Here is a 24,383-nt window from a genome sequence, read left to right as displayed (position 1 = left end):
ATGACGCAAACCCTGATCCAGGTTGCGTCAAGTATAGGAAAGAATTGACAGCCTTTTGCCCCGGCTTATGAAATTAAAGAGTGCTCCAGAGCGTCTCAAATATAATTTGCTGAGCGGCAGCAATTTCCGGTGAGTCCAGCACCACTGCTACAGGATAGTTCCTGGAACCAAGAGAAATCATTGCGACTTTTGGGGGGTAAATCGCAATATAACTGGCATCCATTCGTCCCTTGGCATCGATCCATTTTCGCTCAGAGAGCTCGGCATCCTCACCCCCTTCACCAATAGCAATAACCCGAACCTTAATATTTTTCCGGATGCGCTGTTGTGTGTAGTTGGGAAAAGGGCGGTAAAGATGTTGTCGAATCAATTTCGATGAGAATACGCTGTACTCCCGCTCTTTCTGCTGAGCCACCGTATTGAGAATATCTTTGAGAACAAACTCAATACCGCTATCACCTTCATAAAAACGGACGTTTCCTGCACTGAAATCCGGTTTTAGGTGATTCAGCTGTGGGATCAGCCGGATCTTCATCTCTTCAATAGTCGCTTCCAGTGACTGGCGCTTTTCTTCTGCCAGTTCGAGAAGCTTTTCTGGTGGCTCAGCCGAGAAAATACGGCGTTTACCTTTGGGGAAGTAACTGACAACGCCTTTGCCTGCCAAATCTTTCAATGTTTCATAGGTGGTGCCGCGGTTGATGCCTGTCTGAGCTGCGATATCCCTGATTGATGCTGATCCAAGCTTAAGGAGAGCCAGGTAGGTGCTGATTTCCCGTTGGTTGAGTCCCAAGTTTTCCAGAGTATCAAGATTCATAAATTTAAGTATGGCTATCCGGTAAATGTCCTTGCAAACATCAACCATAATACAAGTAAAAATATAAACAGTAGGCAGTTTATAGAAAAGTGTGTCTCTATGAACCCGGTTTTCTATTATTAGTGTGCCGGCTAGATGGATGCATTGGTAGTAAAGGGGGAGGCTGGCCCGGGGCATCTTTTGGGAGCAGAATCAGGTCAAGAATCGCCAGCACCTCATCTTGAAACTCGTTACTATCAAAAAAAATATCGTGCTTGCTTGCCTCCAGTATTTTCAAAGTATCCCATGAGTCTGGGAGTGTGACTCGATCACCGGAGAAAAACTGTTGCCCTGCTTCACCTGGGTGTTTGATTAGCAATTGTTCTACTACTCGCTCTGGACTCAGTTTGTCCTCAAGCTGTTTTACAACACCACTGGTAAAGTCTGGGGATGATGTTAATAGGTCATGTTTCATCGCCTTGTACAAAGTATCAGGCTCTGATCCATCCGGATAATTTCCTCCATAACGTTGATAAATCGCTTCAGCTTTAAGAGCCGTTATATTGTCAAACCGGGGAGAAGAGGGTAGCCGGAAAGGGCAAAAATATTTCAGAGAGGGAGCTCATCCGAAACTACTTACCATTTAACTGAGCTGAGGGTCTGATGGTAGAGCTTCCTGTATTCAGAATAAAAAATAAGCTACTTGTCGACATTCTTTGGAGAGACTGGGAGCTGCTAAGCGCTATCTTTTGGTGGCGGCGGTGCTTGATAAAGTGGAGCATCATCCTCGGGATTTAACAAAAGCTCCATAAAGGCAATAACTTCTTCTCGAAATCCCTTTGGGTGATGGGCAAGTATCTGTCTGGCTTTTTCAAGAACATCATAATCAGCACCCTCCAGACTATTGATACCAAACCGCTCAAGAAGGTCATCAGCAATCATTTCTGGTGGTAATATACAGTCCAGCTTGACTCGTATTTCTGATTGGAAGCTGTCTGGAAGGCGAGAAAGCTCTGCAAACACTTTTTCTCTAATATCTGCATCAGGTCCGTCAGGCGTATTTCCTCCGTACTTTTCAAAAAGGACATCTGCCTTCCTGTTTTGCACTTCCCCTGTTGAAAGCCCTTTTGCCCATAGTGCAAACAGATCCGTGTCTTCGGCGAAAAACTCCCAGGCACATTCAGCTGAGATTTCAGCATCAAGCTGTGAATAGCCACTTTGCATGAGCCATTCAATACCCCATGAAGGGGGATATTTTTGCTGAATATTTTTTTTGGGGTTAGGCAAATTGATAAGGTACTCAGAGGAGCTGCCTGGGCTGTATGACCTGTTCTGAGAGGACTTCTGGCAGTCAATCATAACGGCCTTGGTTGCCTCATGTTCTGCTTCATAGGTTGAGAAGCCTCGTTGTATTAGTTGCTTTTTACACCAGTTAAAACGTTTCTGATGATCGCTCTGCAGAAATGGTGCAGACCTGACCTTATCGGCGATTTGAACGAAGTTGTCGTTACAGACGGCTTTCCAACTGACAATATGCAGTTCAGCCCCCTTCTTAGAATAGCCTTTAGCTATTAAGTTCTTGGTTAATTGTTGTTCAACATAGCTGAAAAGCTCTGGCTTTAAGGCTTTGATGGCAGGGAGACTTTTTTTCGATGGAGGTAGTATGTTAAAGACCGGACGAGACTCAATCTTATAACTTTCTAACGTCTTGAAATTACCAGTCAGTTGCTCGGAGTTATCTTTTGAATTGAAAGGGGCGTTAATACTTTTTCTTTCTGACAATAGACTACGGACGACTCTTTCTCCCCATTTACAGGCTGTCTTTAGTGCTCCCTCTTTCTGAACCGTATTTATATCTGTACTGGTATTCGGTCTGCCAACGCTTTCCGCCATTGATCTCACTCTGGTTCGATGAATATGCCCAGACTGGCTATCGGCTGAAGTTGCTGTCTAATGATCAGACCGTATCCTTATACGAAGGATTATTGTCAATTATTTTATGACAAATAGGGTTGTCTTTTTATCTTCTGGCGATAACCTAGTCAAAATATTCGGATTTTTGCAATTCTATACTGGCAATAAACAACAGCCATAGAATGTATGAAGAGCTGAAATGGTTAAGTATTTCTGACACTTCCGAAAAACATGATTCACTGTCCTGGTAGCTTTCCCCTGACAAAAGCTTCGTTTTATCAGACTTTACGCCTGATGCTTCTTTTGTTTTTGAATTACCAGACGACACAGTTAAAAGTAAAAGCCTGCTTTTTCAGAAACAGGCGCCTTTTATATTGAGGCTACCATGAGAGCTGATATCGTTATTCTTGCTGCCGGCCAGGGCAGTCGTATGAAATCAAAACTGCCAAAAGTGCTTCATCGCATTGCTGGCAAGCCCATGCTGGAGCACGTTATTCTCAGTGCCCAGCATACCCAGAGAAAGGTGGGTGAGGGAAAGATCCATGTAGTGATTGGTCATGGGGCAGAGCAGGTAAAAGCAGCACTGGGTCATTACGATCTGAACTGGGTGGTACAGGAAGAACAGTTGGGCACAGGCCATGCTGTTCAGCAGGCTCTGCCGGGTTGCCAGGGTGCTGATGTTGTACTGGTACTCTATGGCGATGTTCCCCTGATCCATTCTTCCTCTTTACAGTCACTTCTGGCGGCCAGTAATGGTGAACGTCTGGGTCTGCTGACCATCAACCTGGCCAACCCTTCCGGTTATGGTCGTATTATCCGTGACGGTTTTGGCAATATTCAGGCCATTGTTGAAGATAAGGATGCTACCCCTGAGCAGCTTGCCATTAATGAAGTGAATACCGGCATCATGGCCATTCCCGGCAATAAAGTGAGTGGCTGGGTGAATGGCCTGAAGAATGAGAATGTCCAGCATGAGTTCTATCTGACGGATATTGTCTCGATGGCCGTGGTAGAAGACACGCCGGTTATTCATGTCCAGCCACAAATCCCCATTGAAGTAGAAGGTGTTAATAGCCGTGTTCAGCTCATGGAGCTGGAAAGGGCTCGCCAAAAGCAGCTGGCCACCAACCTGATGGTTAATGGTGTCACCATTATTGATCCGCGTCGTCTGGACATTCGTGGAGATGTGAAAGCAGGCCAGGATATCACTCTGGATATCAATGTCGTTCTGGAAGGTAACGTTCAACTGGCAGATAACGTTTACATCGAACCGGGCTGTGTTATTCGCAACTCTATCATTGGCGAAGGTGCCATTATAAAAGCTCACTCCATTCTGGAAGATGCGGTTGTTGCCGCAGGCTGTGAGGTCGGCCCGTTTGCACGTCTGCGTCCGGGAACTGAGCTTCAGGAAAAAGCTCGGGTTGGAAACTTCGTTGAAATCAAGAAAACCGTTATTGGTAAAGGCAGTAAGGTCAACCACCTCAGCTATGTGGGTGACTCCCAGATCGGTGAAGGAGTAAATGTTGGTGCCGGTACGATCACCTGCAATTACGATGGTGTTAATAAATTTAAAACCGTTATTGGCGATGGTGCCTTTATTGGCAGCAACAGCTCACTGGTTGCTCCTGTCACTATTGGGCGTGGTGCAACGACTGGTGCTGGTTCCACAATTACCAAAGATATTCCTGATGAACAGCTGGCGGTTGCCCGTGGGAAGCAGCGGAATATAGAAGGTTGGCAGCGCCCGGTAAAAGAAGACTGAAATTCGCCTGAGAGGGAGCGGATGACATTGCGCTCCCTGATGACTTTGGCAACGTTTTTGATGACATAAGGGATCAAAAAACTATGTGTGGGATTGTTGGTGCTGTAGCGCAAAGGGATGTGGCAGATATTCTGCTGGAGGGGCTTCGCCGCCTTGAATATCGTGGTTATGACTCGGCGGGTGTAGCCATCATTAATGCCAATGGTGAACTCCAGAGAGAAAGGCGCACCGGTAAAGTCTCTGAACTGGCAGATGCGGTTGCTCAAAACCCACTTCAAGGTGGAACCGGTATTGCTCATACACGTTGGGCTACCCATGGTGAACCCAACGAGCGTAACGCTCACCCACACGTATCCGGTGATCATATTGCGGTTGTTCATAATGGTATTATTGAGAATCATGAAACGCTGAGAACCTTTCTTCAGGCAGAGGGCTTCGTCTTTACCTCCGATACTGATACTGAAGTCATTGCTCATCTGGTCAGTCTTGAGCTTAAGAGCAGTGATTCCCTGCTGGTGGCTGTGCAGAAAGCAGTGGCCAGACTTGAAGGTGCCTATGGCATGGTGGTGATGGACTGTAACGATACTGAACGTCTTGTGGTTGCCCGTTCCGGCAGCCCACTGGTGATCGGTCTTGGTATTGGTGAACACTTTATCGCCTCTGACCAGCTTGCTCTGTTCCCGGTAACCCGGCGTTTCATGTTTCTGGAAGAAGGTGATGTGGCGGAAGTAACCCGCACACAGGTCACAGTTCTGGATGCTTCCGGGAACCCGGTTGAACGCGATGCCCGGGAGAGTGATGTTGAGCATGATGCCGGAGATAAAGGCCCTTACCGTCACTACATGCTGAAAGAGATCCATGAGCAGCCAGAAGCGATTGCCAATACGCTGGAAGGCCGTCTTGGTGAACATCAGCTCAATCTCGATATTCTTGGCAAAGAAGGTCAGGAAATTCTCAATAAAACCCGTGCGGTACAGATTGTTGCCTGCGGCACCAGCTACCATGCGGCCATGGTTGCGCGTTACTGGTTTGAGGAGTTGGCGGGCATTCCCTGTCGGGTTGAGATTGCCTCCGAGTTTCGTTATCGGAAATTCTTTGTGCCGGACGACTGTCTGTTTGTCACCATCTCTCAGTCTGGAGAAACAGCAGATACCCTTGCCGCGTTAAAACTAGCTAAAGAGCTCGGCTACATGGCTTCACTCAGTATCTGCAATGTGCCTGGCTCTTCCATGGTACGTGAGTCTGATATTGCCCTGATGACCCGGGCTGGTGCCGAGATCGGAGTGGCCTCTACCAAGGCATTTACCACACAGTTAACCGCTCTTCTGATGTTGGTAACCGCTATTGGCCGTCATACCGGTATGACGCCCGAGCAGGAGTCACATGTCGTTTCCTCATTGCGAAACCTGCCGCATATTCTCAAGAATACGCTTGCTCTGAGTGATGATATTGAAGCCATGGCAGAAGCCTTTGCCGATAAACATCACAGTTTATTCCTGGGTCGTGGCAGCCAGTACCCGATTGCCATGGAAGGGGCTTTGAAGCTTAAGGAAATCTCCTACATCCATGCGGAAGCGTATGCTGCTGGTGAGCTGAAACACGGTCCACTGGCACTGATCGATAACGATATGCCAGTTATTGTGGTTGCACCGAACAATGACCTGCTGGAAAAACTGAAATCCAATATGGAAGAGGTTCGGGCAAGGGGTGGCCAGCTGTTTGTTTTTGCGGATAAACACGCCAAGTTGAAGAATGGTGAAGGAGTGAGTGTATTGCCGGTAGAGGAAGCGCCGGAAATTATTGCTCCTATTCTTTATACCATTCCTCTTCAGCTGCTTTCTTACTACGTTGCCATCATCAAAGGAACGGATGTTGACCAACCACGCAACCTGGCTAAGTCAGTGACTGTGGAATAATAAGTCTTGTCAGCCACTGGCTTTGTATTGGTGAGTAATAATATTTCATACTGAAACCGTCCAGCGCTACCCTATGAATCTTGAGGGTAGCGCTGGACGGTTTTTTATTATGGTAAAGAACAGTAGGTAGTTCAGAGGTAAGGAACTGGCATTGGGTAAGGAAAGGCCAGTATCAGGTCAGGCCATGATTCATCCATTTCATCGTATTACTGAAATGACCTTATGTCTGCTGTATATCAATGGCGGTAGCGTATTTTATTCGCCTTATGGACACTGAGCTCTGGAACTTACGAATATTAGGGTCTGTTCTTAGAACACGCTCTAAAAACACTTCGTATGCCTGAATGTCTTTGACACATACGATCAGTACGAAATCATAGCTGCCTGTAGTCTGATAACACTCTATAACCTCTGGTGCCCTGTTGATGGAAGCCTGAAACCGGGCGTAGATATCTTTGCGATCCCTTTCCATTTCTACCGAGACGAGCATCGTCATCTTGTTACCCGATAGCTCCGGGTTAACCAGCGATACATCACCAATAATAACCCCCGACTCACGCAACTGCCTGACTCTTTTCAGGCAGGCTGGTGGAGAGAGTCCGACTTTTTCAGCCAGTTCAACATTGGCTAAACGATTATTCTCCTGCAAAAGTGTGAGAATTTTTCTGTCGATTCGATCAAGGCTCATAGGGATTTCAGTATCTGTTAATATGGTTAAAGAGCTGTATATAGGGTGGCCATGAAAACAATAGATTAATAAAGAGATCTGTAAGCATCTTAAAATTTCTAATTGTGATCAAAATACAAAACTTACATGAGTTTTTATACTCTATTTTTTAATAATTAAAAATTAAGCTTTAGTACAATTTATCCATAAAACCTTTAGGGGGAAGGTGTGATTTATGGAACGTTCTTTTCTATTTTTTAAACAGATCTTTCAAGACAGTATAAAAGTCAGCTGGACCCTGTTTCGGATCATGATTCCGACCATCCTTGTGCTTAAAGTTATCGAGGAGAGTGGTGGCATCGTTTATCTGAGCCAGGTGTTGAGTCCAGTGATGTCTGCTGTTGGCCTGCCCAGTGAACTCGGGCTTGTCTGGGCGACAACGCTGCTGGTTAATATCTATAGTGGGTTACTGGTACTCATCAATTTAGATATTGAACTGAGTGTTGCCCAGGCCTCTATCTTGGGCAGTATGATGTTGCTTGCACACTCATTGCCTGTAGAGGGAGCCATTGCTCGTCAGGCGGGCGTATCACTTTGGGCCACACTGCTAGTGAGAGTGGGCGCCAGTCTTCTTTTTGGATTTCTACTCTATCAGTTCTATGCAATATCCGGCTTTTCTCAGCAAGAGGTAAACATGCTGTGGCAGCAAAACGGGCAGGGTGCTGATGCCAGTCTGGCAGGATGGGCAATGGCTCAGATAAAGAATCTGGGTATGATTTACCTGATTTTAACGTCGCTGCTGCTGGTGCTGCGAATCTTGAAACTGTTGGGTATAGAAGCCTTGATGGCTATGGCACTTAGCCCGCTGTTGAGGTTTCTTGGTATTAGCCGGGAGGCGACCAACCTGACGATTGTTGGGGTTACCCTGGGGCTTTCTTATGGCGGTGGATTATTGATACAAGAGGCTCGAAACGGGCGTATTCAACCCAGAGATATCTTCTGTTCCATCATGCTCCTCAACTTGTTGCACAGTGTTATTGAAGACACGCTATTGATTCTACTGATCGGCGCTGACCTCAGCGCCATACTCTGGGGGCGCATGATCTTTTCAATTCTTCTGGTGTCGTTTATATCCCTTTGTATGCGAATGTTTGTTGTTGAGAAGTATCAGAAATATTTTTACCGTTCGGTGTCTGGTTAAGTGATTCTGATGTGATTTTTTCTAGGAGCCTGTCGGATTTAGCCGACCGTAGCGAGAAAAAGTCGGTTTGAGACAGTTTTTATGCTGATTTGAGGCGAATAGCGGGGCTATTAAACGAAAATCAGTATAAAAAATGGCCAAATCCGGCTTTTTCGCAGTAGGTCAGTGGTAAGTCCGACAGGCTCCTAGGGACTTTAAAGTCGTCACTCACCGTTTCATAGCAGGAGTAAAAATGGAAACGATTAATGTGTCAGAGTATATGGCTCAATTAATATCGATGGTCATGATTGCTGGGTTTATGGCGATCAGTCCCGGTGCTGACTTTGTTATGGTGACAAGAAACAGCCTGTTTTATGGTAGAAAAGCCGGACTGTATTCATCACTGGGGATCTGCGCGGCGATCTGGCTGCATGTTGCTTATTCCATTGCAGGGCTTGCGGTCATTATCTCGAAATCCATTCTGCTCTTTTCGATCGTTAAATATCTTGGCGCTGCCTATTTGATTTACATTGGCTGGAAGACCTTTCAAAACCGGAGCGATATAGACATTGCGCCGGTGAGTGGCTCATTAAGTGCACTGTCAGCCTTAAAGGAAGGGTTCATTACCAATGCGCTGAACCCAAAAACAACTCTGTTCTTTCTCAGTATCTTCACGCAAGTTGTGAGCCCACAAACCCCGCTGGTAGTACAGATGTTATACGGCGCAATCATTTCAATGGCTCACTTGATCTGGTTTAGTTGTGTTTCGGTATTTTTAACGCAACCCAGGTTGTTGGCTCTGTTTATGAAGTCAAAGAGTACGATAGAAAAGCTGGTGGGTGGTGTTTTGATTGCCTTTGGCATTAAGGTTGCCGCCAGCTGAGGCTGACTCAAAAGTAAAGGGCATATATCCCTTATCTACGAAGCATGTGTGTGTCTACACTCACTGATTGACCCGTCTATAAGTGTAAGGTCTAAGATCTTACACCTGATTTTGGCAGTGGCTATCTGATACCTGTATAGAAGCTCAAGGCGATACACTTAATTGTTCAACCAATGGCCAGCGTTGAACATACACACCATTTATGAAGATATGTAGAGAAGAGGTGATATGGCCTTAGGTTTTGATTATGGGACATCCAATTGCTCTGTTGCGCAGGTAGTCAACAATAGTGTCCAACCAGTACCTCTGGTGAATGGAGAAACATTTATTCCATCAACGCTGAGTGCTCCCAATCGGGAGTCTGTAACAGAGTACTTGTATCGATTTTTAAATATCCTGCCCATCGGTGAAGTGGGAGAGGCATTGCTCAGCACATCCACTCGCACGAACTGGAGGGAGGGGCTGGAACTGATGCCTGAGGATATTCGGTTTGGTAAACAGGCAACAGCTTTGTATCTGGAGGATCCTGCCCATTGCTATTACGTAAAGTCTCCAAAATCATTCCTTGGATTGTTGGGGCTTCGGGATATGCAACTGGCCATTTTTGAGGACCTGGTCTGTGCCATGATGGCCAATGTCAAACATCTGGCTGAGCAGTCGTTAGAACAAGATATTACCCAGGTAGTTATTGGTCGGCCGATTAACTTTCATAACCGGGGCGGGGAGAAATCCAACCAGCAAGCCCAGAATATTTTGTATCAGGCTGCCAGTCGGGCCGGTTTCAAAGACATTGAATTTCAGTTTGAGCCGGTGGCGGCGGGTCTTGAGTATGAATCAACATTGAGAGAAAACCAGATCGTTCTGGTAGTTGATGTTGGTGGTGGTACCACTGACTGCTCCATGCTTCAGATGGGACCGACATGGTTCGGTAAAAAAGACAGGGCTGATTCCATGATTGCCCATACTGGAAAGTTTATCGGTGGTAATGATATGGATATCGCCATTGCCTTCCGGCGTTTTATGGCTGAGTTTGGTAAGGGAACCGAGCGTCTTGATGGCAAAGAAATTCCGGTTGGCTACTTTATGGATGCCATTGCCATTAATGATGTAGAAGCGCAGCGGCGGTTCTATACTCACGACAACCTGAAAACACTAAAACAGCTGGTTGTAAATGCCAAAGAACCAAGCATGGTCAGTCGTTTACTTCAGGTTTATCAAAATACACTTGGACATCGGATTGTTCAGGAGGCGGAGTATACAAAAATTGCACTTGGTCAAATGAATAACGCGACTGCCAGTGTTGATTTGATGAAAGAACTGCTGGAAATACCGGTCAGTGTTGCTCAGATGGAAGACGCGATTGCAAACTCATTAAGAAGTATTAAAAAACAGGTGCAGGAGTCAATCACTCAGTCTGGTGTAAAACCTGATGTCGTTTATATTACCGGTGGATCTGCCCGCTCCCCGATATTAAGGACGGCGGTTAAAAGCGTGCTTCAGGATACGCCTATCGTCAGTGGTGACTTTGATGGCTCGGTTACATCCGGCCTGGCACGGTGGGCAGATCTTTGCTTTAAACGGTAGTGTCTCTCCTGACAGCGTAGGTGTGTGGTATAACTCCTATACCCTCCCTCTTCAGTACCCTTCGAGGTCCCCATGGATACTCACTGGCAAGAGTATAAAGTTCGGTTAAAGCACTACATTGCTATGCAGGTAAATGATCAGTCTGTGGTTGAGGATATTTTGCAGGATGTATATATCAAGGCTCATACTCAGCTTCATCGGTTAAAGTCTGAAGAGAGTATAGGCAGCTGGCTTTATCGTATTGCTCATAACACTGTGGTCGATCATTACCGTAAGCAATACCCTATAGAGGAACTCCCGGAATTTCTTGAAGCCCCCGCGGAGGATGAAGTCGAGCAGGTTCATCAAGAGCTGGCCTGGTGTATAAAGCCAATGATGGATGAGCTACCCGAAAAGTACCGGGTGCCACTGATGATGTCAGAGCTGGAGGGGATGAGTCAGAAGCAGGTTGCGCTAGAGCTGGGCCTGTCACTGTCTGGCGCTAAAAGTCGTATACAGAGAGGGAGAGTACTCTTACGAGAACGCTACACAGCGTGTTGTGACATTGAAGTTGGAAAGGGTGGCGTTATTGGCTACCAGCCTAAAACCCCTGATGCCGTCAGCTGCTATAAAAAATGCACTGCGGATAATGACCGTTAAGAAATACCTGTTAAGTCATGCCTGTTGCGTCTTTTTTCAATAATCAGCGTCTCTATAAACGACAAGGTATAGGTCAGCCATGAATATTGGCTGCCATTCGATATAGAGGTGTTTATCGTGTCAGTAACAATGTTTGATCAAATTAAAGACGGTCTTCAGGATATGTTTATCAAGCATGACCCGAAAATGCTCAATAATATCTATGGATCCCAGGCGGTCACGCCCTATTGGGTGGCGGATATGGAGTTTCCAGTTGCCAACGCCATTACTGAAGAACTTAGAAGGCTGGTTGATCGAGGGATTTACGCTTATGAGTTTAATTCACGTGGTGTGTTAGAGGCGCTGGTAGCCTGGTACGGGAAAAGAAATAATCTATCGCTGAATGCTGATTCATTTATTCAGGTACCAGGGGTTTTGACAGGCATTTCTCTGTTGTTGCAGGCATTGACTGAGCCAGAAGAGGGCGTTCTGATTCAGGTACCGGCCTACCATCAGTTTGACAATGTAATCAGCAGAGTGAACCGGAAGGTTGTTCGAAACCCACTGGTCATTAATAACGGAAAGTATGAAATAGATTTCAACGATCTGGAAAAAAAACTTTGCAGTGAGAATATAAAAGTGATGCTGCTGTGTAACCCCCACAACCCGACGGGTCGGGTCTGGACAGTAGATGAGCTGCAACGACTGGTCGACATCGCTGAAAAACATCAGGTATACATCATCAGCGATGAAATCCACTCTGATATTGTGTATAGCGGTCATCACTTCAACTCCATAGTCTCTCTTGCTTATGACAAGAGTATTGCCTTATTGGGCTCTCCTGCCAAAACATTTGGTATGCACAGCATCTCCAATGGTTACATTTACACAGAGAATCAGGCGGTGTTCTCTAAGGTTGACGCTTTGGCATCAGCTATGTATCTCGATCATGGCAATGCGCTCAGTACCTTCGCCACCATTGCTGCTTATGAGAAAGGTGAACAGTGGGTTGATGACTTGTTAACTTATCTTGAAGCGACGGTGGGGTGGATTGAGGACTTTATTAAAGAAGAGCTGCCACAGGTGAGAATGTTCAAGCCTGAGGGAACGTATCAGATCTGGTTTGATTTCTCTGGACTGGGCTTGAACGATGAAGAATTAAAGTCTCTGGTATTTCATAAAGCGGGCATGGGGTTGACTCCGGGAAGCTGGTTTGGAGCGGGAAGTGATCAGTTTCTACGGATGAACATTGCGTCACCATTGGCCAGAATTCAGGACTCTTTCGAGCGGTTAGGAATTGAAGTCAATAGACATTTGAGCGCATCCTAATTCGTTTGTTTCAGTAGGAAATTAAAAAAAGGGCTGGTCAATGACCAGCCCTTTTTTTATGGCCTTCATTACATGGTTACGTGGAATAACAGAGTTATCTCTTTGATTAAAAAACAGGAATGTGGTTGGAAAAATGTAAAAAACTGCGTCCTTTTTGTGTCCATAGCGTCTGTATAGGTACCGATGGATTTAAAGCCCGTTTTAGCGGGCTGTGTTCACTATAGAGGCCATAATCATGTTGAAGGTTATCAGTTTTAAAATTTGCCCATTTGTTCAGCGCATCACTGCCATGCTGGAAGCCAAGAATCTTTCCTATCAGGTGGAATACATCAGTCTGAGTGATAAACCCCAATGGTTTATGGATATTTCTCCAAATGGTCAGGTGCCAGTGATGGTTACGGAAAATGGTATAGCCCTTTTTGAATCTGATGCTATTGCCGAGTATCTGGAGGATGCTTATCCGGTTCTGCAGCAAGAGTTAAGTGCTGAACAGAAAGCGCTGAATAGAGCCTGGAGTTACCTGGGTACCAAAAACTACCTTCCTCAATGTGGGGCTCAGAGCAGTAAAGATGCTCAGACTCTGAAGGAACGGACCGAGAAGCTGGCAACGGCATTCGCAAAAGTTGAGAAAGTGCTTGGAGAGTATCGGTTTTTCAACAGCGATACGCTGAGTATGGTTGATCTGGCATGGCTGCCACTATTGCATCGTGCTCAGATCATTCGAGAGAAGAGCGGCTATGATTTTCTGGTTGGATATCCGAAAGTTCAGGCTTGGCAGGCAGCGCTTATGGACACCAGTTTGGCTGAAAAAACCGTATCTGAAGATTTTCTTGAAAAGTTCAGTGATTTTTATTTATCTGAAAAAACATTCCTGGGACGATGCAAAAATGATTGTGATTGCAGTGCTGCAAATCTTGATACGGGTTGCCAGGAATCCGGCTGCTGCGATGTGGAAGGCTAGATAGCCGCACCAATAGCGATAACTGCGGGGTTAACAGGCGAGGCTCTTCAGAATAATTTGACCGACCGTTTATCAGGCAGTTGGTCAAGCACAATAGATGTTTGAGAATGGGTTGTACATCAACCCAAAGGGCCACCCACGGTTTGCGCCATTCATCGTTGCTCACTGCTTATGTGGAATAACCACATCGCGCAGTTCGCGCCTTGTCTGGCACAAACCGTGGGTGGCTGGTCTCATGGCTAATTGAGAACGCCCCCTGGTCATTAGTCTTTTATCTATGTTCTTTTTACTGGCAAGTTCAATAAAAATACTTGGTTGGCAAAAGAAGGTGTTTGCTATCCAGCTTGGGATGTTCGTGAAGTATGGCCTTAATCGGCAGATTATGTTTCTTGTCGGGTTGTTAGAGTTGTTTGGTGCGATTATTTGCCACCTGCTATTTGATACCTGGAAAGATGGGATTCCAGCTATGGTTACGCTTTTACTTTCGGACTATGTCGTGAGTATTGACTGGGAGTTATTAATGTCATCAATACGCAATATTTTTTAAATTTATACTCTCAGTTGGCCTGTAATAGTGCAGGCTTAAGGGATTTTGGATAATATCGCTCCGGAATAACAATAATAATTATTGTCCAGCGATTCGCTGGCAGGAGTATCGGGTGTCTCCATCTCTTCCCCTTTCTTGGCGTATAAAGCGCTTATATGTCCGTTTTATGCTGGCTTTCATCGGTCATGGACTGGCTAAGGCCTGTCGAACTGACAAGGTGATTCAAAATGAAATCGCATCGCTTCCAGACGGTTTTACCTTCTCTATGAGTGTTATGCCCGGTGGCCCTTGTCTCTATATGAAGAAAGGTGACGGATATATAAAGCCGGGCCGGAAAAACAGTGAAACAAAGCCCGATGTGGATATTCAATTCAAACACCTTGCCCATGCCTTTGGCACGCTCTCCTTTCAGGAAGGCACAGCTGATGCTTTTGCCAGAGAGAGAATGGTGGTAGATGGTGATATTCCAGCCTCTATGAAGCTGGTCCGTTGTTTTGAACGGCTTGAAGTGGTCACGCTGCCAAAGTTTATCGGCCGTAAAATCATGCGCCATTACCCGGACATATCCTTAAAAGAAAAGATGGTGGGTGCATTGCAAATCTACCTGGGTGTATTTGCTGGTTTTGTTATGGGGGTATTTGTGAAATGAGCCGTAGCTATTATGAATTCTTCAATCCGGTAAAAATCGTTTCGGGAAATGAAGCTCTGGAGCATATACCCTATGAGCTGGCCAGCCTTGGGGTTAAGAAGCCATTGATTATTACCGATGGTGGGGTGCTTAACGCCGGTTTGATCGAGCCTGTTAAGCGGGCTCTGGTGGTTGGTGAGGTTCCGATGGCGGGAATTTATAGCGATGTTCCGCCAGACTCATCAACCAGTGTCGTATCTGCAATCACTCAGTTTTATCGTGAAAATGGCGCGGATGGGATTATTGCCATTGGTGGTGGCTCGGTTATCGACACATCGAAAGCGGTAAATATTCTTGTATCCGAAGGCGGTAATGACCTTCTGTCATACAGTGGTGTCGGCGCCCTAACTAAACGACTGAAGCCGTTATTTATTCTGCCGACCACAGCGGGTACTGGCTCAGAGGTGACTAAAGTTGCAGTGATTCGCGATGATGCCAGCGGTCGCAAAGTGCCTTATGGCTCTTCATTCCTGATGCCCGATGTAGCGGTTCTTGATCCCCGGATGACCTTGACGTTGCCTCCGCATATCACGGCAGCAACGGCCATGGATGCAATGACCCATGCGATTGAAGCGTTTATTGGCACGGCCAAAAATCCACTCAGTGACGCCTATGCCGTTGCAGCCATTAAAGGCATACGGGAAAACCTGATTCGAGTGCTCGCCGAGCCCAAGAGCAAAGATATCCGGTTGAAACTGGCTGAGTCGGCAACGATGGCAGGTATTGCTTTTTCTAACTCGATGGTTGGATTGGTTCATGCCATAGGACACTCTCTGGGGGCGATAACCCACCTTCCCCACGGAGTCTGCATGAGCCTGATGCTGCCTTATGTGCTGGAATACAACCTTCCCCAGTGCGAAAAGGCGATTGGTGAACTGTTGCTTCCCTTGGCCGGTGCTGACTTTTACAGCAAAATCCCTGAAGAACGACGGGCTGCTGAAACCATTATCTACATTCGTGCAATGCGGGATGAGCTCTTTGAGAAAACAGGCCTGCCCCGAACCCTGTCAGAGAGTGGTAAGGTTAAGGAGTCTCAACTGGAAGACGTTGCCCGTATGAGCATTGATGATGGAGCACTGCTCTATAACCGGGTGGATGCCAGTTATGAGCAGGTTCTGGGGCTTTTGAAGTCAGCGTGGTAATCATGTATCAAAAAGGCATCTGATCTCATTCAAGAGGCGGGAGTCCAGTACAATTGACTCCTGCTCCATCCATTTTTTTCTATTAGCAAGACTGTTTAAAAAGGGATGTCGTGTGTACTGTCTGGAGCGAGGGCAGATGTTTTCCCGCCAGAGAGTTTTTCTCTTTTTTATGTCCAGTTCAAAATGGGGTCGATACTCGCTCCACCAGTCAGGAATTAATAGCTTTAGTGGTCTGTTCTGAGCCCTGGCCAATGCTGCTGCAATATCCAAACCCTTCTGGTCTAAGTCGCCAAAATGAGCCCATTGGTAGTTCAGGAAAAACGAGAGCAGCTTTAATGCCAGTTTTTGATTGTTACCGGGAACAAACAGAGCAATAACATTTTCCGGAAGAGGCAGGTGTTGCCAGGCACCGGCATTTTCGACAGTGATGATATTAATTGGTGCTTCACACTGTATGCTTTGCAACTTGCTCAGTGCGGTTTCATTGATGATGATCGCATCCGAAAAGGCCATTTCATCCTTACAATTAATGACCCTTCCTGAAAAGTGCAGCTGACAATCCATCCGGGTGCGGAGCTGAATCAGCTCGCTGTCTACTGTTTCGATATCAGGCTGTGCCGACAACTTCTTTTTGGAGTGCTCTCCCCAAATGGCATTTTGTACCCGGCTGTGGATATTTACTGGTATGGGTGAGAGCAAACGTTTGCTGAGAAATTCATCCCGTGTCTCACCTTTCTCGAGTGATGTTTGCCAGTTGTCACCAAAATGTTTGTTCATATACACCAGAAAATTCTGGCGGTCATCTGTTGTTCTAAGAGCAAAATGATTGTTTCTTTGCCGGTAGCTGTGCTTTTCTACCCAGCGAGCGTTAATCAGAAAATCCAGAAAGACCGGCATTTGCTGACCTTTCTGAACATAGCCTTCACCCAGCAGGGCGAGGGCAATGGGTACAGCATCTTCCGGAGAGAACATCACGACTCAGCACTTTGTGGCAGTCTACCCTTTACGCCCGAGAAAATAACATGCTCATAAGGTTCCATCAGGCGCACCATTCGATAGGTAACGCCGTTTTTAGGTAGCACATTATCAGGCGCACCAACCAGCAGCTGCAGAGACTGATGGTCACATAGCTCTTCCAGAGTGGCCAGCGCTCTGGCATCCAGACGTGCCGCTTCATCCAGAAACAGTAGACGACTGGCGGCATGTCCTTTGCCATCGCGGTTATTCGTAGCGACTTCCCATGAATGCAGTACCATTGTGAGAATAGCCAGACCGGTGCCAATAGCTTCACCTGTGGATAAATTTGTCGGGTTAGCAGGCTCATACTGGTTGCTTCCAGCCCGTTGAATCAGAATATTCAGGCGGATATATTCGCGATAATCCAGCAGTTTATCGCCAACGATGGTTCCCCCAGTCTCCTTTTTAAAGAGGTATTCCAAAGCCGCTTCCACAGTAATGTCCGGTTTCCGGAATAGGTCAGCGTAAAATTCCTGCTGCAGGGCATCCAGTATTTTCTGGAAACTGTCGATCACTTCCAGCTCAATTTTGATCGCCCGAATGGTGCCAAAATGGACGCTGGACAGTGCCGCATTCAACTGATGAATCTGTTTGCGCTCTTTGTTGATCTTGCGCTGGATATTCTGCCCGAGGCTATCCGATTCAGCCAGGAAACGCTGCTCGGCATCTTTTAACAGGGTTTCCAGGCGGGTGAGGTGCTCTTCAAGCCGCTCCAGGTTTTGTCTGGGGTCATCCGATTGATACAGCGTTTTATCCATGCGCTGGGCCAGATGATGCTGGGCGTCAATAAAGCATTGGAACAGTCCCGGCAGGTCGGAGCTACTGCTTTTCTCGATCTGTTGAAACAGGCCGCTTTGTTCTGTCTCCAGAACTTTCGCCAAAGCAATGCGTGCCGAAGCCATGCCATTACGCAGAGCCTCATCATCCTGATTGAGCAGGTGGTGAATATGCAGCCGTTGCTGCTGCCCTGACAGTTCAGCCTGTTCCACGATCAGCTCATGGTTATGGGTGGCTTGCTGTACTTTAGGCTCAAGCTGATGAATATCAGCAATGGTGTTACTGAGCTGTTCCTCAATTTTATTCCGGTCTGCTTTAGCAGTGATCTTATTTTCACTTTGCTGCTTGATTTCCTGACTGAGCCCGGCTTTTTCCAATCTGATAGCAGTTAATTGTGCTGCACACTCTTCTTTCAGGCCGGTTTTCCACGTCAGCGGAATATCATTAATTTGTCGTTTGAACTCTGATTGTTGAGCCAGATTCTGTTCCAACAGGGTAGTAATGGAGTTTATATTCAGCCCGAGCTGGTTACATTGCTGTTCCAGTTGTTTTACCTGCTGATTTTGTCGTTGCTCGGTCTGCTTTTTCGTCTGGTACTCACCCCGCAGCTGCTTTTGCAGGCTCTCGGTCTCTTCCTGACGGGTAACAGACTCTGCAAAGCGAAGGTTTGGGGCTTGTGTTGTAGCGGCACTCAGCAGGTCTTTCTGCTGGCTGTACAGACTTAGCTGTTGTTTCAGTTGTGCCAGCTCTGCCCGCAGGGCATCCAGATTCTCGATGGGCGGTTGCTCGATATAGAATCGATGGTCGTTCAGCTTCTGAATGGTTCGTTGATGTTTATCTAACCAGCCTTTGGCCTGATTGGCTTCTTGCAGTTGATCCCTGATTTCAGCTAATGACTCGCGATCCGGATCTTCGTTCAACAGCCAGGCACTGGTTTGCCATTGCTCAAGGCAGCGGATAACGCCATTGAGTATGTTGAGTTGTTGACTGGTGTCATTCAGCTCAGTATTCAGTGATTCTGCCTGGAGTTCGAGCTCTTCAAGTTGTGCCGCATATTCTTCAATGGGTGGCTCCTGGACTCCCAGCCATTGGCTTCTGGCGGAGAGTTGATCCAGGTATTGCTGGCACTTTTCCAGCTGTCGTTTATCGATGGCCAGTTCCTGCAGTTGATCCAGCAGACGCTCTTCCAACTCCCGAAGGCGGGCCTGTTCTTTTTCCCGTGCCAGTCGGCCAATGGTTGGAAACTCAGGCTCTCTGCTTAAACGGGCAACATTACTGGCAATTTCTACCAGTACACTGCCGTCTTCTTTCTGATCAAAGGGTGTATGGACGTATTCTTCTTCCGAGAAAGACTCTCCAGGCTTACCGCAGAGAAGCCAGACATGATCCGGGCGATCGCTTTCTTCCCGAATGATATTGGCTGCCTTACTGATATCCCGCACTTGGATAGCATGACGCAGGGGGCCGAATTTTGCTTCCAGCCAGGCAGCTTCTTCCAGGGAAATATCATCGTTATCAAAGTAATCACTGATTACCACACCACCGGTGATATCCGCCAGCTTCTGCAGTTGCTGAAGCTCTTTAGAGGCTTTGATTTCCAGCTGGGCCATACGTGCACGCAGTTCATCCAGCTGCTTGCCAAGCTGGGCATTGGCCTGCAGATTTTCCTGCTGGCCATGGCTTACCTGTTGGCGCAGGGCAGTAAAATCATCTTGATTGCTCAGCGGGGCTTCGGGACGAATGGTTTGAATATCCTGGCTTAACTTGCGTGCATCCTGCCACAGGATATGATCCTGTCGAGCCTGAGTAAGGCTGGCTTTAACCTGATCCTGAGTTCGATGGGTCTGCTGGATTTGCTCCCTGAGTGTTTCCATCTTTTGCTGCTGGTATTGCTGTTCGTGACCGGCAGTGCGCAGGCTGGTGTTCCAGCTGGCTTCATCCTGAAGATTATGACGCCAGCTTTCCGGAAGCGTGGTGATGGCCTGCTGCAGCTTCTTAAGCTGTTCTTCTTCTTTCTGACGTTGTTGCTGGCGCTGGATTAACACCGGTATCTGAGCTGCCAGTGTCGTTTGCTGCTGTTGGTGATGTCGCCAGTGGTCGCTGCGACTCGCGGCCTGGTTCAGGGGAATCTCGTGATCGCCAAGTGTTGTCAGCAGGCTCAGGGTCGCATTGAAATGACCTCGAATAGCTTCTGCCTGTTCCAATAGCGGTAGCTGACGGTAATAGCATTCGGAGGTGGTGCTGTGATCCTGTAGCAATGTGCCCATCAAAGAACTGAGCTTATCGGCTGTCAGATCCTGCTGGTCAAAGCTTTCACGCACTTCATTCAGGGCTCTCAGGGCGGCCTGGTACAGACCTGCCTTGCGAGCCTCTTCGGAATAGGCCTGTTCAACACTGGTCAGTTGATCCATCAGCTGTGCCACGTCTGCCTGTAAGCGCTCAAGGTCAGCAGATTCTTCCTGATGCTGAAGATCCAGCAGATTTTTTTGTTCGTTCAGCTCTTCCAACTGCTGGCTGTGATTGCTTTGCTCGTTTTCCAGCCTTTCCAGATCGGTGTGGAGTCGCTCCAGATCTTTTGCATGATCAAGGCGCTCACTGGCGTCCTCTTCACGACTTGCCAGCTCGGCCTCAAGAGCGTCCAGGGTCAGCAGACGAGCGTCGATGGCTGACAATTGCTGTCGTTTGGTTTCCAGTTGGAGCTCAGCCTGGCGCTCCTGTTGCTGTTTGTCTTTTAACTCCTGCTGAAGTTTGATCTTCTGCTTTTCCGCCCAGGCCAGTACATGTTCTCCAAGGGCATAACTGGACTCCAGAATTTCCCGGATCACCTTTCGGTCACTGCGGGTGGTTTCTATTTTCCGGCGGGTAGTCTGGGTCTCCTGCAGGGCACTCTGCATGGAACCAATAGACTGGCGCACCTGATCATCCGCGGGGAGCAGGTAATCCCTCAGCCCTTTTTGCAGCTCTGATGAAAGGCCACCATACAGACTGGTTTCTAGCATACGATAGTAGCGTTGACGATCCTGGCTGTTTTCCATGCGTCTTGGAATAATGCGTTGTTCAAACTGCCAGTTCATATATTGAGCGGTCGTATTGAAGGTCAGCAGTTCGCCGCCCATCAGGGTAATCTGGTTTCTCAGGGCTTTGCCATCCAGAGGCTCATAGCGATTGTCTTCACCGGGTAGTGGTTTCATCACCAGATCGCGTACGGGTACACTGGCTTCAATACCGGTAATGGCAAAGAGCTTTAATTCCACTTTGGGCTGAGTCAGACGACGAATTCTAACGCCAGCTATCACTCGTCTTCCGTCGTGCAGTTCGTAATCTACCAGACTGTAACAGGTGCCGGCACCGATACGTCCCCAGATACCATTATCACTGCGATCCTGACCACTGTCGGAATTGTTGCGCAGGCGGATAAGGCGGTTGTCAGGCACACGGTTAATCAGTAACGCCCCCATGATGGTGGTTTTACCGGCACCGTTATGTCCAATCAGGTTGCTCATCAACGGATGCATTTCCAGTGTCTTGAAGAAGATACCCCGGAAGTTGACCATGGTCAGGCTGCGGATCTGGGTTCTTTTCTGGCTCATGCTTCCTGCTCTTCTTCAATGGCTTGCTCAACCACGACAGTGACGTTTTCGTTACTGGCCTTTTCTTCTGATTCGGTGCAGTCAGGCTTCAGGCTTTCATCATCTTCATCAAGACTTATATAACCGTCGCGAACCAGTTGCTCCATGGCTGCCCTGGTACCTTCTGTTGTGGATGCCGTAGAACGGACTGGGTCAATAAATCGCATCAATGGTGCCTGGGTTTGCAGTCGATTGGCCTGGTTGCCCTCCAGTCGAACCATGCCCAGCCTTGCCAGCTGTCGGATAGCGCGTCGTAAAGTTTCCATGGCTTTGTCACGGTCTGCCTGGGTTTCAATCTTTTTACGTTCCAGTAGCTGGCAGAGATAGTCATTCTCCAATAGCAGGCGCAGCCGTTCATACACTGCATCGGTGGATATCCAGCCACTGCCTTCCAGTTGTTCCGGGTCAAGATGGAACATGGCCAGCACCTGACCTGCGATCATGGTCAGTTCATCGAGTTTTCTGGAGCGGATCAGACTTTTGCCGCTGGTTCCAGGGCGAAGGTAATAGTATGCCTCCGGTGCCTGAACCAGATCGCTGCCAAAGCGCAGGTAGTACTCAGCCAGCAGGGGGAAACCATCCTGGATGATATTGAATAATCTGTGATAGCGAGCATCGATATGTTCACCCCGACGCAGCCGGGTATCCAGTTCCGGAAAGCATTCATCATTGATCAGATCAGCGATCTGCTGGTAGGGGTTATCCGTCAACAAGCTGTTTCTCTCTTTCTCGCTGTGGTGAGTTGGGTGTCAGGCTCAGGCGTTCCGCATAAAATTCGGAAATAATGAGGTGCCACTGGCTATCCGCGATGTGCTGCTGGGATTGCTGGTGACCCATTTCGGTCAGCGCACTGAACAGCCAGCCAGCCACCATATGCAGTTTTTCCATGGGCCATTGGCTGGCCAGTTGTTCCAGCGCATGCTCATAGGATGGCAGGCATCCAGACTGTTTTTGCTGATCAATCAGCCATTCCTTAACCTGCTGTTTTAATGCATCAAAGTCTTCAATCGAGGCGGGGTCGCCTTCATCATGAATCACTCGCGCCAGACTTTCTTTTGGCTGAGGTGGCTCAATATCCCGTAACCGGGTTAATGGTTCTTCATGGGTGTAGCGCAGATACCAGGGCATCTCCTGATAGTTTCGGATACCTTCCCGTACCCGCTCCATCAAAGCCTTACGTTCATCCATGGTCACAAACTGGCGCAGGTATTGATGAACACGGTGATGGAATCCTTCCCAGTGGTTCATGCGTTCACCACTCCAGTGTTCAATCCGGTCAAGGTGCTGCTCCAGCCGCAGAACACTATTGATAGCATCGCTCCGCTGTGACTGTTCGCAGGAGCGGGATATGGCCTCCAGCAGTGAGCGAAGTTCATGGCAGGAAGCTAACAGCAGTCGTTGCAGGTCCTGAAGGTGTGATTGGGTACTGGTTAATAATTGCTCACACTGGCTGATGCTGTTTTGCCAGTCCTGTTTCAGTAGTTCCACCACTTCTTTACGAGTATTGATGGCTTCCTGATCCAGCTGTCGCTGACGATGGTCAATAGAGGTGACCAGCTGGTTGACCGTAATATTCAGCGGTGATTCGACCTGATGCTTCCAGAAAGGTTCATTGCCTCCCTGCTCTGCAGAGTCCCGGATCTCCCTGAGATGGCTGGCAACAGTCATAAAGAGCGTGCTTAACGCTTCCTGGGAGGCTTCCATACCTACACAGACGGAGTCAACAATCTGTTCAGACAATGGTGTAATCAGATAAGCGTGGTTTCGCTGATCCCCCCCCTCCAGACAGATCAGCAGATGTTGTTGAAGGAGGCGTCGTATCACATCATTACAGCGTTTTGATGAATCATCGCTGTTATCATCCAGCCTCGCTTTTTCCACACTCTGGAAAACCACATGCAGTTCTTCTTCGCTGAACTCCGGTTGTGATTCCGTTTCTTTCCAATAGCGCAGTGCTGCCAGATAGGCAAGATCTGCGGGTTGCAGTTTAAGGCTGATACCCTGAGTCAGAATCGTGCTGATCAGTGACGGGATGTTTTTTGATGCTGGCAATCATTACTCCATCAATCATTAAGGTGCTGTATCAGGGGAAGGGAGGCAAAACCCTGTAAGGCTCAGCGTTTAGGCCAGATTTATTATGAAAAAAACTGACAATAGCGTAAAGCAATAAACTTGCTATTGGCTGGAAAGTCTCCTGATTGACCAGTCATAGACAATTGGAAGACAGTTGAGTTCATTGAAAAAGGTGACCGAATGACAGAGCTCTATATTATTACTGTCTATTAAATTGCTGCATGTCTAATTGGTCTTCATCGTATAACCCTTGTCCTGCATGTGGCAGAGCCGAATTGTTTTAAATGTTATAGAGCTTCTTTAGAAAGTACCTGCGTACATCAGGGCTATAATCCTGTGCATTGAGTCCAAATCAGGAGATGCGTCATGGGTAAGAAAGCTTTACTGGTGATTGACCTGCAGAAAGATTATTTTCCCGGGGGTAAGTACCCTCTCTGGAATACAAAACAGACGCTGGCCAATATTAAAAATGCCATGACAACAGCTAATAAAGAAGGTATTCCCATTGTTTTGATTCAGCATATAGCTGACCCGGCGCTGGGCCTTGCACCTTTCTTTAATAAAGGCAGTGGCGGTGAAGATCTGCTACCAGAAATTCTGGCGCTTGCTCCGGATGCGGATATCGTTATTAAAACGTATGCCGATGGTTTTGAGAAAACGAACCTGGATGCAGTGTTGCAGGAGCATGGAGTCACCAAGCTACTGGTCTGTGGCATGATGACCCAGAACTGTGTCACTCATACCGCTATCTCCAAAGCGGCAGAAAAGTATAAGGTTTCCATTTTGATGGACTGTTGCACGACAGTGGATGAAATGATTCATATGATTGCTCTGCATGCAGTTTCAACAAGGGTTCCACTGATCACAATGGATCAGGCTTTTTAAAGAGGCTCTCGCAAAAGG

At 47.4% G+C, this 24,383-nt stretch carries 19 protein-coding genes; 11 read left to right on the top strand and 8 right to left on the bottom strand.

All coding sequences use genetic code 11. The annotated features are described in order from the left end of the window. Positions 1-73: 73 nt before the first annotated feature. The 3 genes from GV64_RS01055 to GV64_RS01045 form a co-directional block, all read right to left on the bottom strand. Positions 74-814, bottom strand: a complete 741-nt coding sequence (locus GV64_RS01055) for a TrmB family transcriptional regulator (protein WP_020582055.1) — start codon at positions 812-814, stop codon at positions 74-76. 97 nt (positions 815-911) lie between these two features. Continuing rightward, the gene (locus tag GV64_RS01050) at positions 912-1,268 is read right to left on the bottom strand and encodes a hypothetical protein (RefSeq protein ID WP_020582056.1); all 357 of its coding nucleotides are present in this window, start codon (positions 1,266-1,268) and stop codon (positions 912-914) included. Positions 1,269-1,528: 260 nt separating this feature from the next. Further along, positions 1,529-2,686: a hypothetical protein gene (locus GV64_RS01045; RefSeq protein WP_020582057.1), complete on the bottom strand. Its 1,158-nt coding sequence runs from the start codon at positions 2,684-2,686 to the stop codon at positions 1,529-1,531. A gap of 406 nt (positions 2,687-3,092) precedes the next feature. Here GV64_RS01045 and glmU point away from each other — a divergent pair, with 406 nt between their 5' ends. Together glmU and glmS are read left to right on the top strand one after the other, a co-directional pair. Further along, complete coding sequence (gene glmU, locus GV64_RS01040) at positions 3,093-4,469, top strand: bifunctional UDP-N-acetylglucosamine diphosphorylase/glucosamine-1-phosphate N-acetyltransferase GlmU (protein ID WP_020582059.1); 1,377 nt, start codon at positions 3,093-3,095, stop codon at positions 4,467-4,469. 83 nt (positions 4,470-4,552) lie between these two features. Then, positions 4,553-6,385, top strand: a complete 1,833-nt coding sequence (glmS, locus tag GV64_RS01035; protein WP_020582060.1) for a glutamine--fructose-6-phosphate transaminase (isomerizing) — start codon at positions 4,553-4,555, stop codon at positions 6,383-6,385. 220 nt (positions 6,386-6,605) lie between these two features. On the opposite strand, the gene GV64_RS01030 is transcribed toward glmS, so the two are convergent. Then, complete coding sequence (locus GV64_RS01030) at positions 6,606-7,073, bottom strand: Lrp/AsnC family transcriptional regulator (RefSeq protein WP_020582061.1); 468 nt, start codon at positions 7,071-7,073, stop codon at positions 6,606-6,608. A gap of 214 nt (positions 7,074-7,287) precedes the next feature. Between GV64_RS01030 and GV64_RS01025 the strand changes: the two genes are divergently transcribed. The 8 genes from GV64_RS01025 to GV64_RS00985 all read left to right on the top strand — a co-directional run bounded on the left by GV64_RS01025 (position 7,288) and on the right by GV64_RS00985 (position 15,984). Further along, entirely contained in the window at positions 7,288-8,253 is a 966-nt protein-coding gene (locus GV64_RS01025) for a hypothetical protein (protein ID WP_020582062.1), read from the top strand. 232 nt (positions 8,254-8,485) lie between these two features. Continuing rightward, positions 8,486-9,115, top strand: a complete 630-nt coding sequence (locus tag GV64_RS01020) for a LysE family translocator (RefSeq protein WP_020582063.1) — start codon at positions 8,486-8,488, stop codon at positions 9,113-9,115. Between the two features lie 228 nt (positions 9,116-9,343). Then, on the top strand, positions 9,344-10,699 hold the full coding sequence (yegD, locus tag GV64_RS01015; RefSeq protein WP_020582064.1) for a molecular chaperone: 1,356 nt from the start codon (positions 9,344-9,346) through the stop codon (positions 10,697-10,699). 72 nt (positions 10,700-10,771) lie between these two features. Then, positions 10,772-11,338: an RNA polymerase sigma factor SigZ gene (sigZ, locus tag GV64_RS01010; protein ID WP_051087804.1), complete on the top strand. Its 567-nt coding sequence runs from the start codon at positions 10,772-10,774 to the stop codon at positions 11,336-11,338. 117 nt (positions 11,339-11,455) lie between these two features. After that, positions 11,456-12,646, top strand: coding sequence for a MalY/PatB family protein (locus GV64_RS01005; protein WP_201772453.1), 1,191 nt, complete (start codon positions 11,456-11,458; stop codon positions 12,644-12,646). Positions 12,647-12,881: 235 nt separating this feature from the next. Next, positions 12,882-13,607: a glutathione S-transferase family protein gene (locus GV64_RS01000; RefSeq protein WP_020582067.1), complete on the top strand. Its 726-nt coding sequence runs from the start codon at positions 12,882-12,884 to the stop codon at positions 13,605-13,607. A 659-nt stretch (positions 13,608-14,266) separates the two neighbouring features. Next, positions 14,267-14,803, top strand: a complete 537-nt coding sequence (locus tag GV64_RS00990; protein ID WP_020582069.1) for a hypothetical protein — start codon at positions 14,267-14,269, stop codon at positions 14,801-14,803. Continuing rightward, positions 14,800-15,984, top strand: coding sequence for an iron-containing alcohol dehydrogenase (locus tag GV64_RS00985; protein ID WP_020582070.1), 1,185 nt, complete (start codon positions 14,800-14,802; stop codon positions 15,982-15,984). The genes GV64_RS00990 and GV64_RS00985 overlap by 4 nt, the downstream gene beginning before the upstream one ends. On the opposite strand, the gene GV64_RS23505 is transcribed toward GV64_RS00985, so the two are convergent. The 4 genes from GV64_RS23505 to GV64_RS00965 are packed head-to-tail and all read right to left on the bottom strand — an operon-like array spanning position 15,985 to position 23,459. Then, entirely contained in the window at positions 15,985-16,956 is a 972-nt protein-coding gene (locus GV64_RS23505; RefSeq protein WP_020582071.1) for a Wadjet anti-phage system protein JetD domain-containing protein, read from the bottom strand. Then, the gene (mukB, locus tag GV64_RS00975) at positions 16,956-21,368 is read right to left on the bottom strand and encodes a chromosome partition protein MukB (protein WP_020582072.1); all 4,413 of its coding nucleotides are present in this window, start codon (positions 21,366-21,368) and stop codon (positions 16,956-16,958) included. Before mukB ends, GV64_RS23505 begins: the two co-directional genes overlap by 1 nt. Beyond that, positions 21,365-22,117, bottom strand: coding sequence for a chromosome partition protein MukE (locus GV64_RS00970; protein ID WP_034843884.1), 753 nt, complete (start codon positions 22,115-22,117; stop codon positions 21,365-21,367). The genes mukB and GV64_RS00970 overlap by 4 nt, the downstream gene beginning before the upstream one ends. Next, a complete protein-coding gene (locus GV64_RS00965) occupies positions 22,107-23,459 on the bottom strand; it encodes a hypothetical protein (protein ID WP_020582074.1) in 1,353 nt (450 codons plus the stop codon). Before GV64_RS00965 ends, GV64_RS00970 begins: the two co-directional genes overlap by 11 nt. A gap of 387 nt (positions 23,460-23,846) precedes the next feature. Between GV64_RS00965 and GV64_RS00960 the strand changes: the two genes are divergently transcribed. Next, complete coding sequence (locus GV64_RS00960; protein ID WP_034843880.1) at positions 23,847-24,365, top strand: cysteine hydrolase family protein; 519 nt, start codon at positions 23,847-23,849, stop codon at positions 24,363-24,365. Positions 24,366-24,383: the final 18 nt, after the last annotated feature.

This window comes from Endozoicomonas elysicola (assembly GCF_000710775.1).
Classification (GTDB): domain Bacteria; phylum Pseudomonadota; class Gammaproteobacteria; order Pseudomonadales; family Endozoicomonadaceae; genus Endozoicomonas; species Endozoicomonas elysicola.
This window is presented reverse-complemented; position numbering and strand designations above follow the sequence as displayed.

What these genes read in the sequence shown, in the direction of transcription:
- GV64_RS01055 (WP_020582055.1), bottom strand. Translation starts at nt 814, where the DNA reads ATGAATCTTGATACTCTGGAAAACTTGGGACTCAACCAACGGGAAATC.
- GV64_RS01050 (WP_020582056.1), bottom strand. Translation starts at nt 1,268, where the DNA reads ATGAAACATGACCTATTAACATCATCCCCAGACTTTACCAGTGGTGTT.
- GV64_RS01045 (WP_020582057.1), bottom strand. Translation starts at nt 2,686, where the DNA reads ATGGCGGAAAGCGTTGGCAGACCGAATACCAGTACAGATATAAATACG.
- glmU (WP_020582059.1), top strand. Translation starts at nt 3,093, where the DNA reads ATGAGAGCTGATATCGTTATTCTTGCTGCCGGCCAGGGCAGTCGTATG.
- glmS (WP_020582060.1), top strand. Translation starts at nt 4,553, where the DNA reads ATGTGTGGGATTGTTGGTGCTGTAGCGCAAAGGGATGTGGCAGATATT.
- GV64_RS01030 (WP_020582061.1), bottom strand. Translation starts at nt 7,073, where the DNA reads ATGAGCCTTGATCGAATCGACAGAAAAATTCTCACACTTTTGCAGGAG.
- GV64_RS01025 (WP_020582062.1), top strand. Translation starts at nt 7,288, where the DNA reads ATGGAACGTTCTTTTCTATTTTTTAAACAGATCTTTCAAGACAGTATA.
- GV64_RS01020 (WP_020582063.1), top strand. Translation starts at nt 8,486, where the DNA reads ATGGAAACGATTAATGTGTCAGAGTATATGGCTCAATTAATATCGATG.
- yegD (WP_020582064.1), top strand. Translation starts at nt 9,344, where the DNA reads ATGGCCTTAGGTTTTGATTATGGGACATCCAATTGCTCTGTTGCGCAG.
- sigZ (WP_051087804.1), top strand. Translation starts at nt 10,772, where the DNA reads ATGGATACTCACTGGCAAGAGTATAAAGTTCGGTTAAAGCACTACATT.
- GV64_RS01000 (WP_020582067.1), top strand. Translation starts at nt 12,882, where the DNA reads ATGTTGAAGGTTATCAGTTTTAAAATTTGCCCATTTGTTCAGCGCATC.
- GV64_RS00985 (WP_020582070.1), top strand. Translation starts at nt 14,800, where the DNA reads ATGAGCCGTAGCTATTATGAATTCTTCAATCCGGTAAAAATCGTTTCG.
- GV64_RS23505 (WP_020582071.1), bottom strand. Translation starts at nt 16,956, where the DNA reads ATGTTCTCTCCGGAAGATGCTGTACCCATTGCCCTCGCCCTGCTGGGT.
- mukB (WP_020582072.1), bottom strand. Translation starts at nt 21,368, where the DNA reads ATGAGCCAGAAAAGAACCCAGATCCGCAGCCTGACCATGGTCAACTTC.
- GV64_RS00960 (WP_034843880.1), top strand. Translation starts at nt 23,847, where the DNA reads ATGGGTAAGAAAGCTTTACTGGTGATTGACCTGCAGAAAGATTATTTT.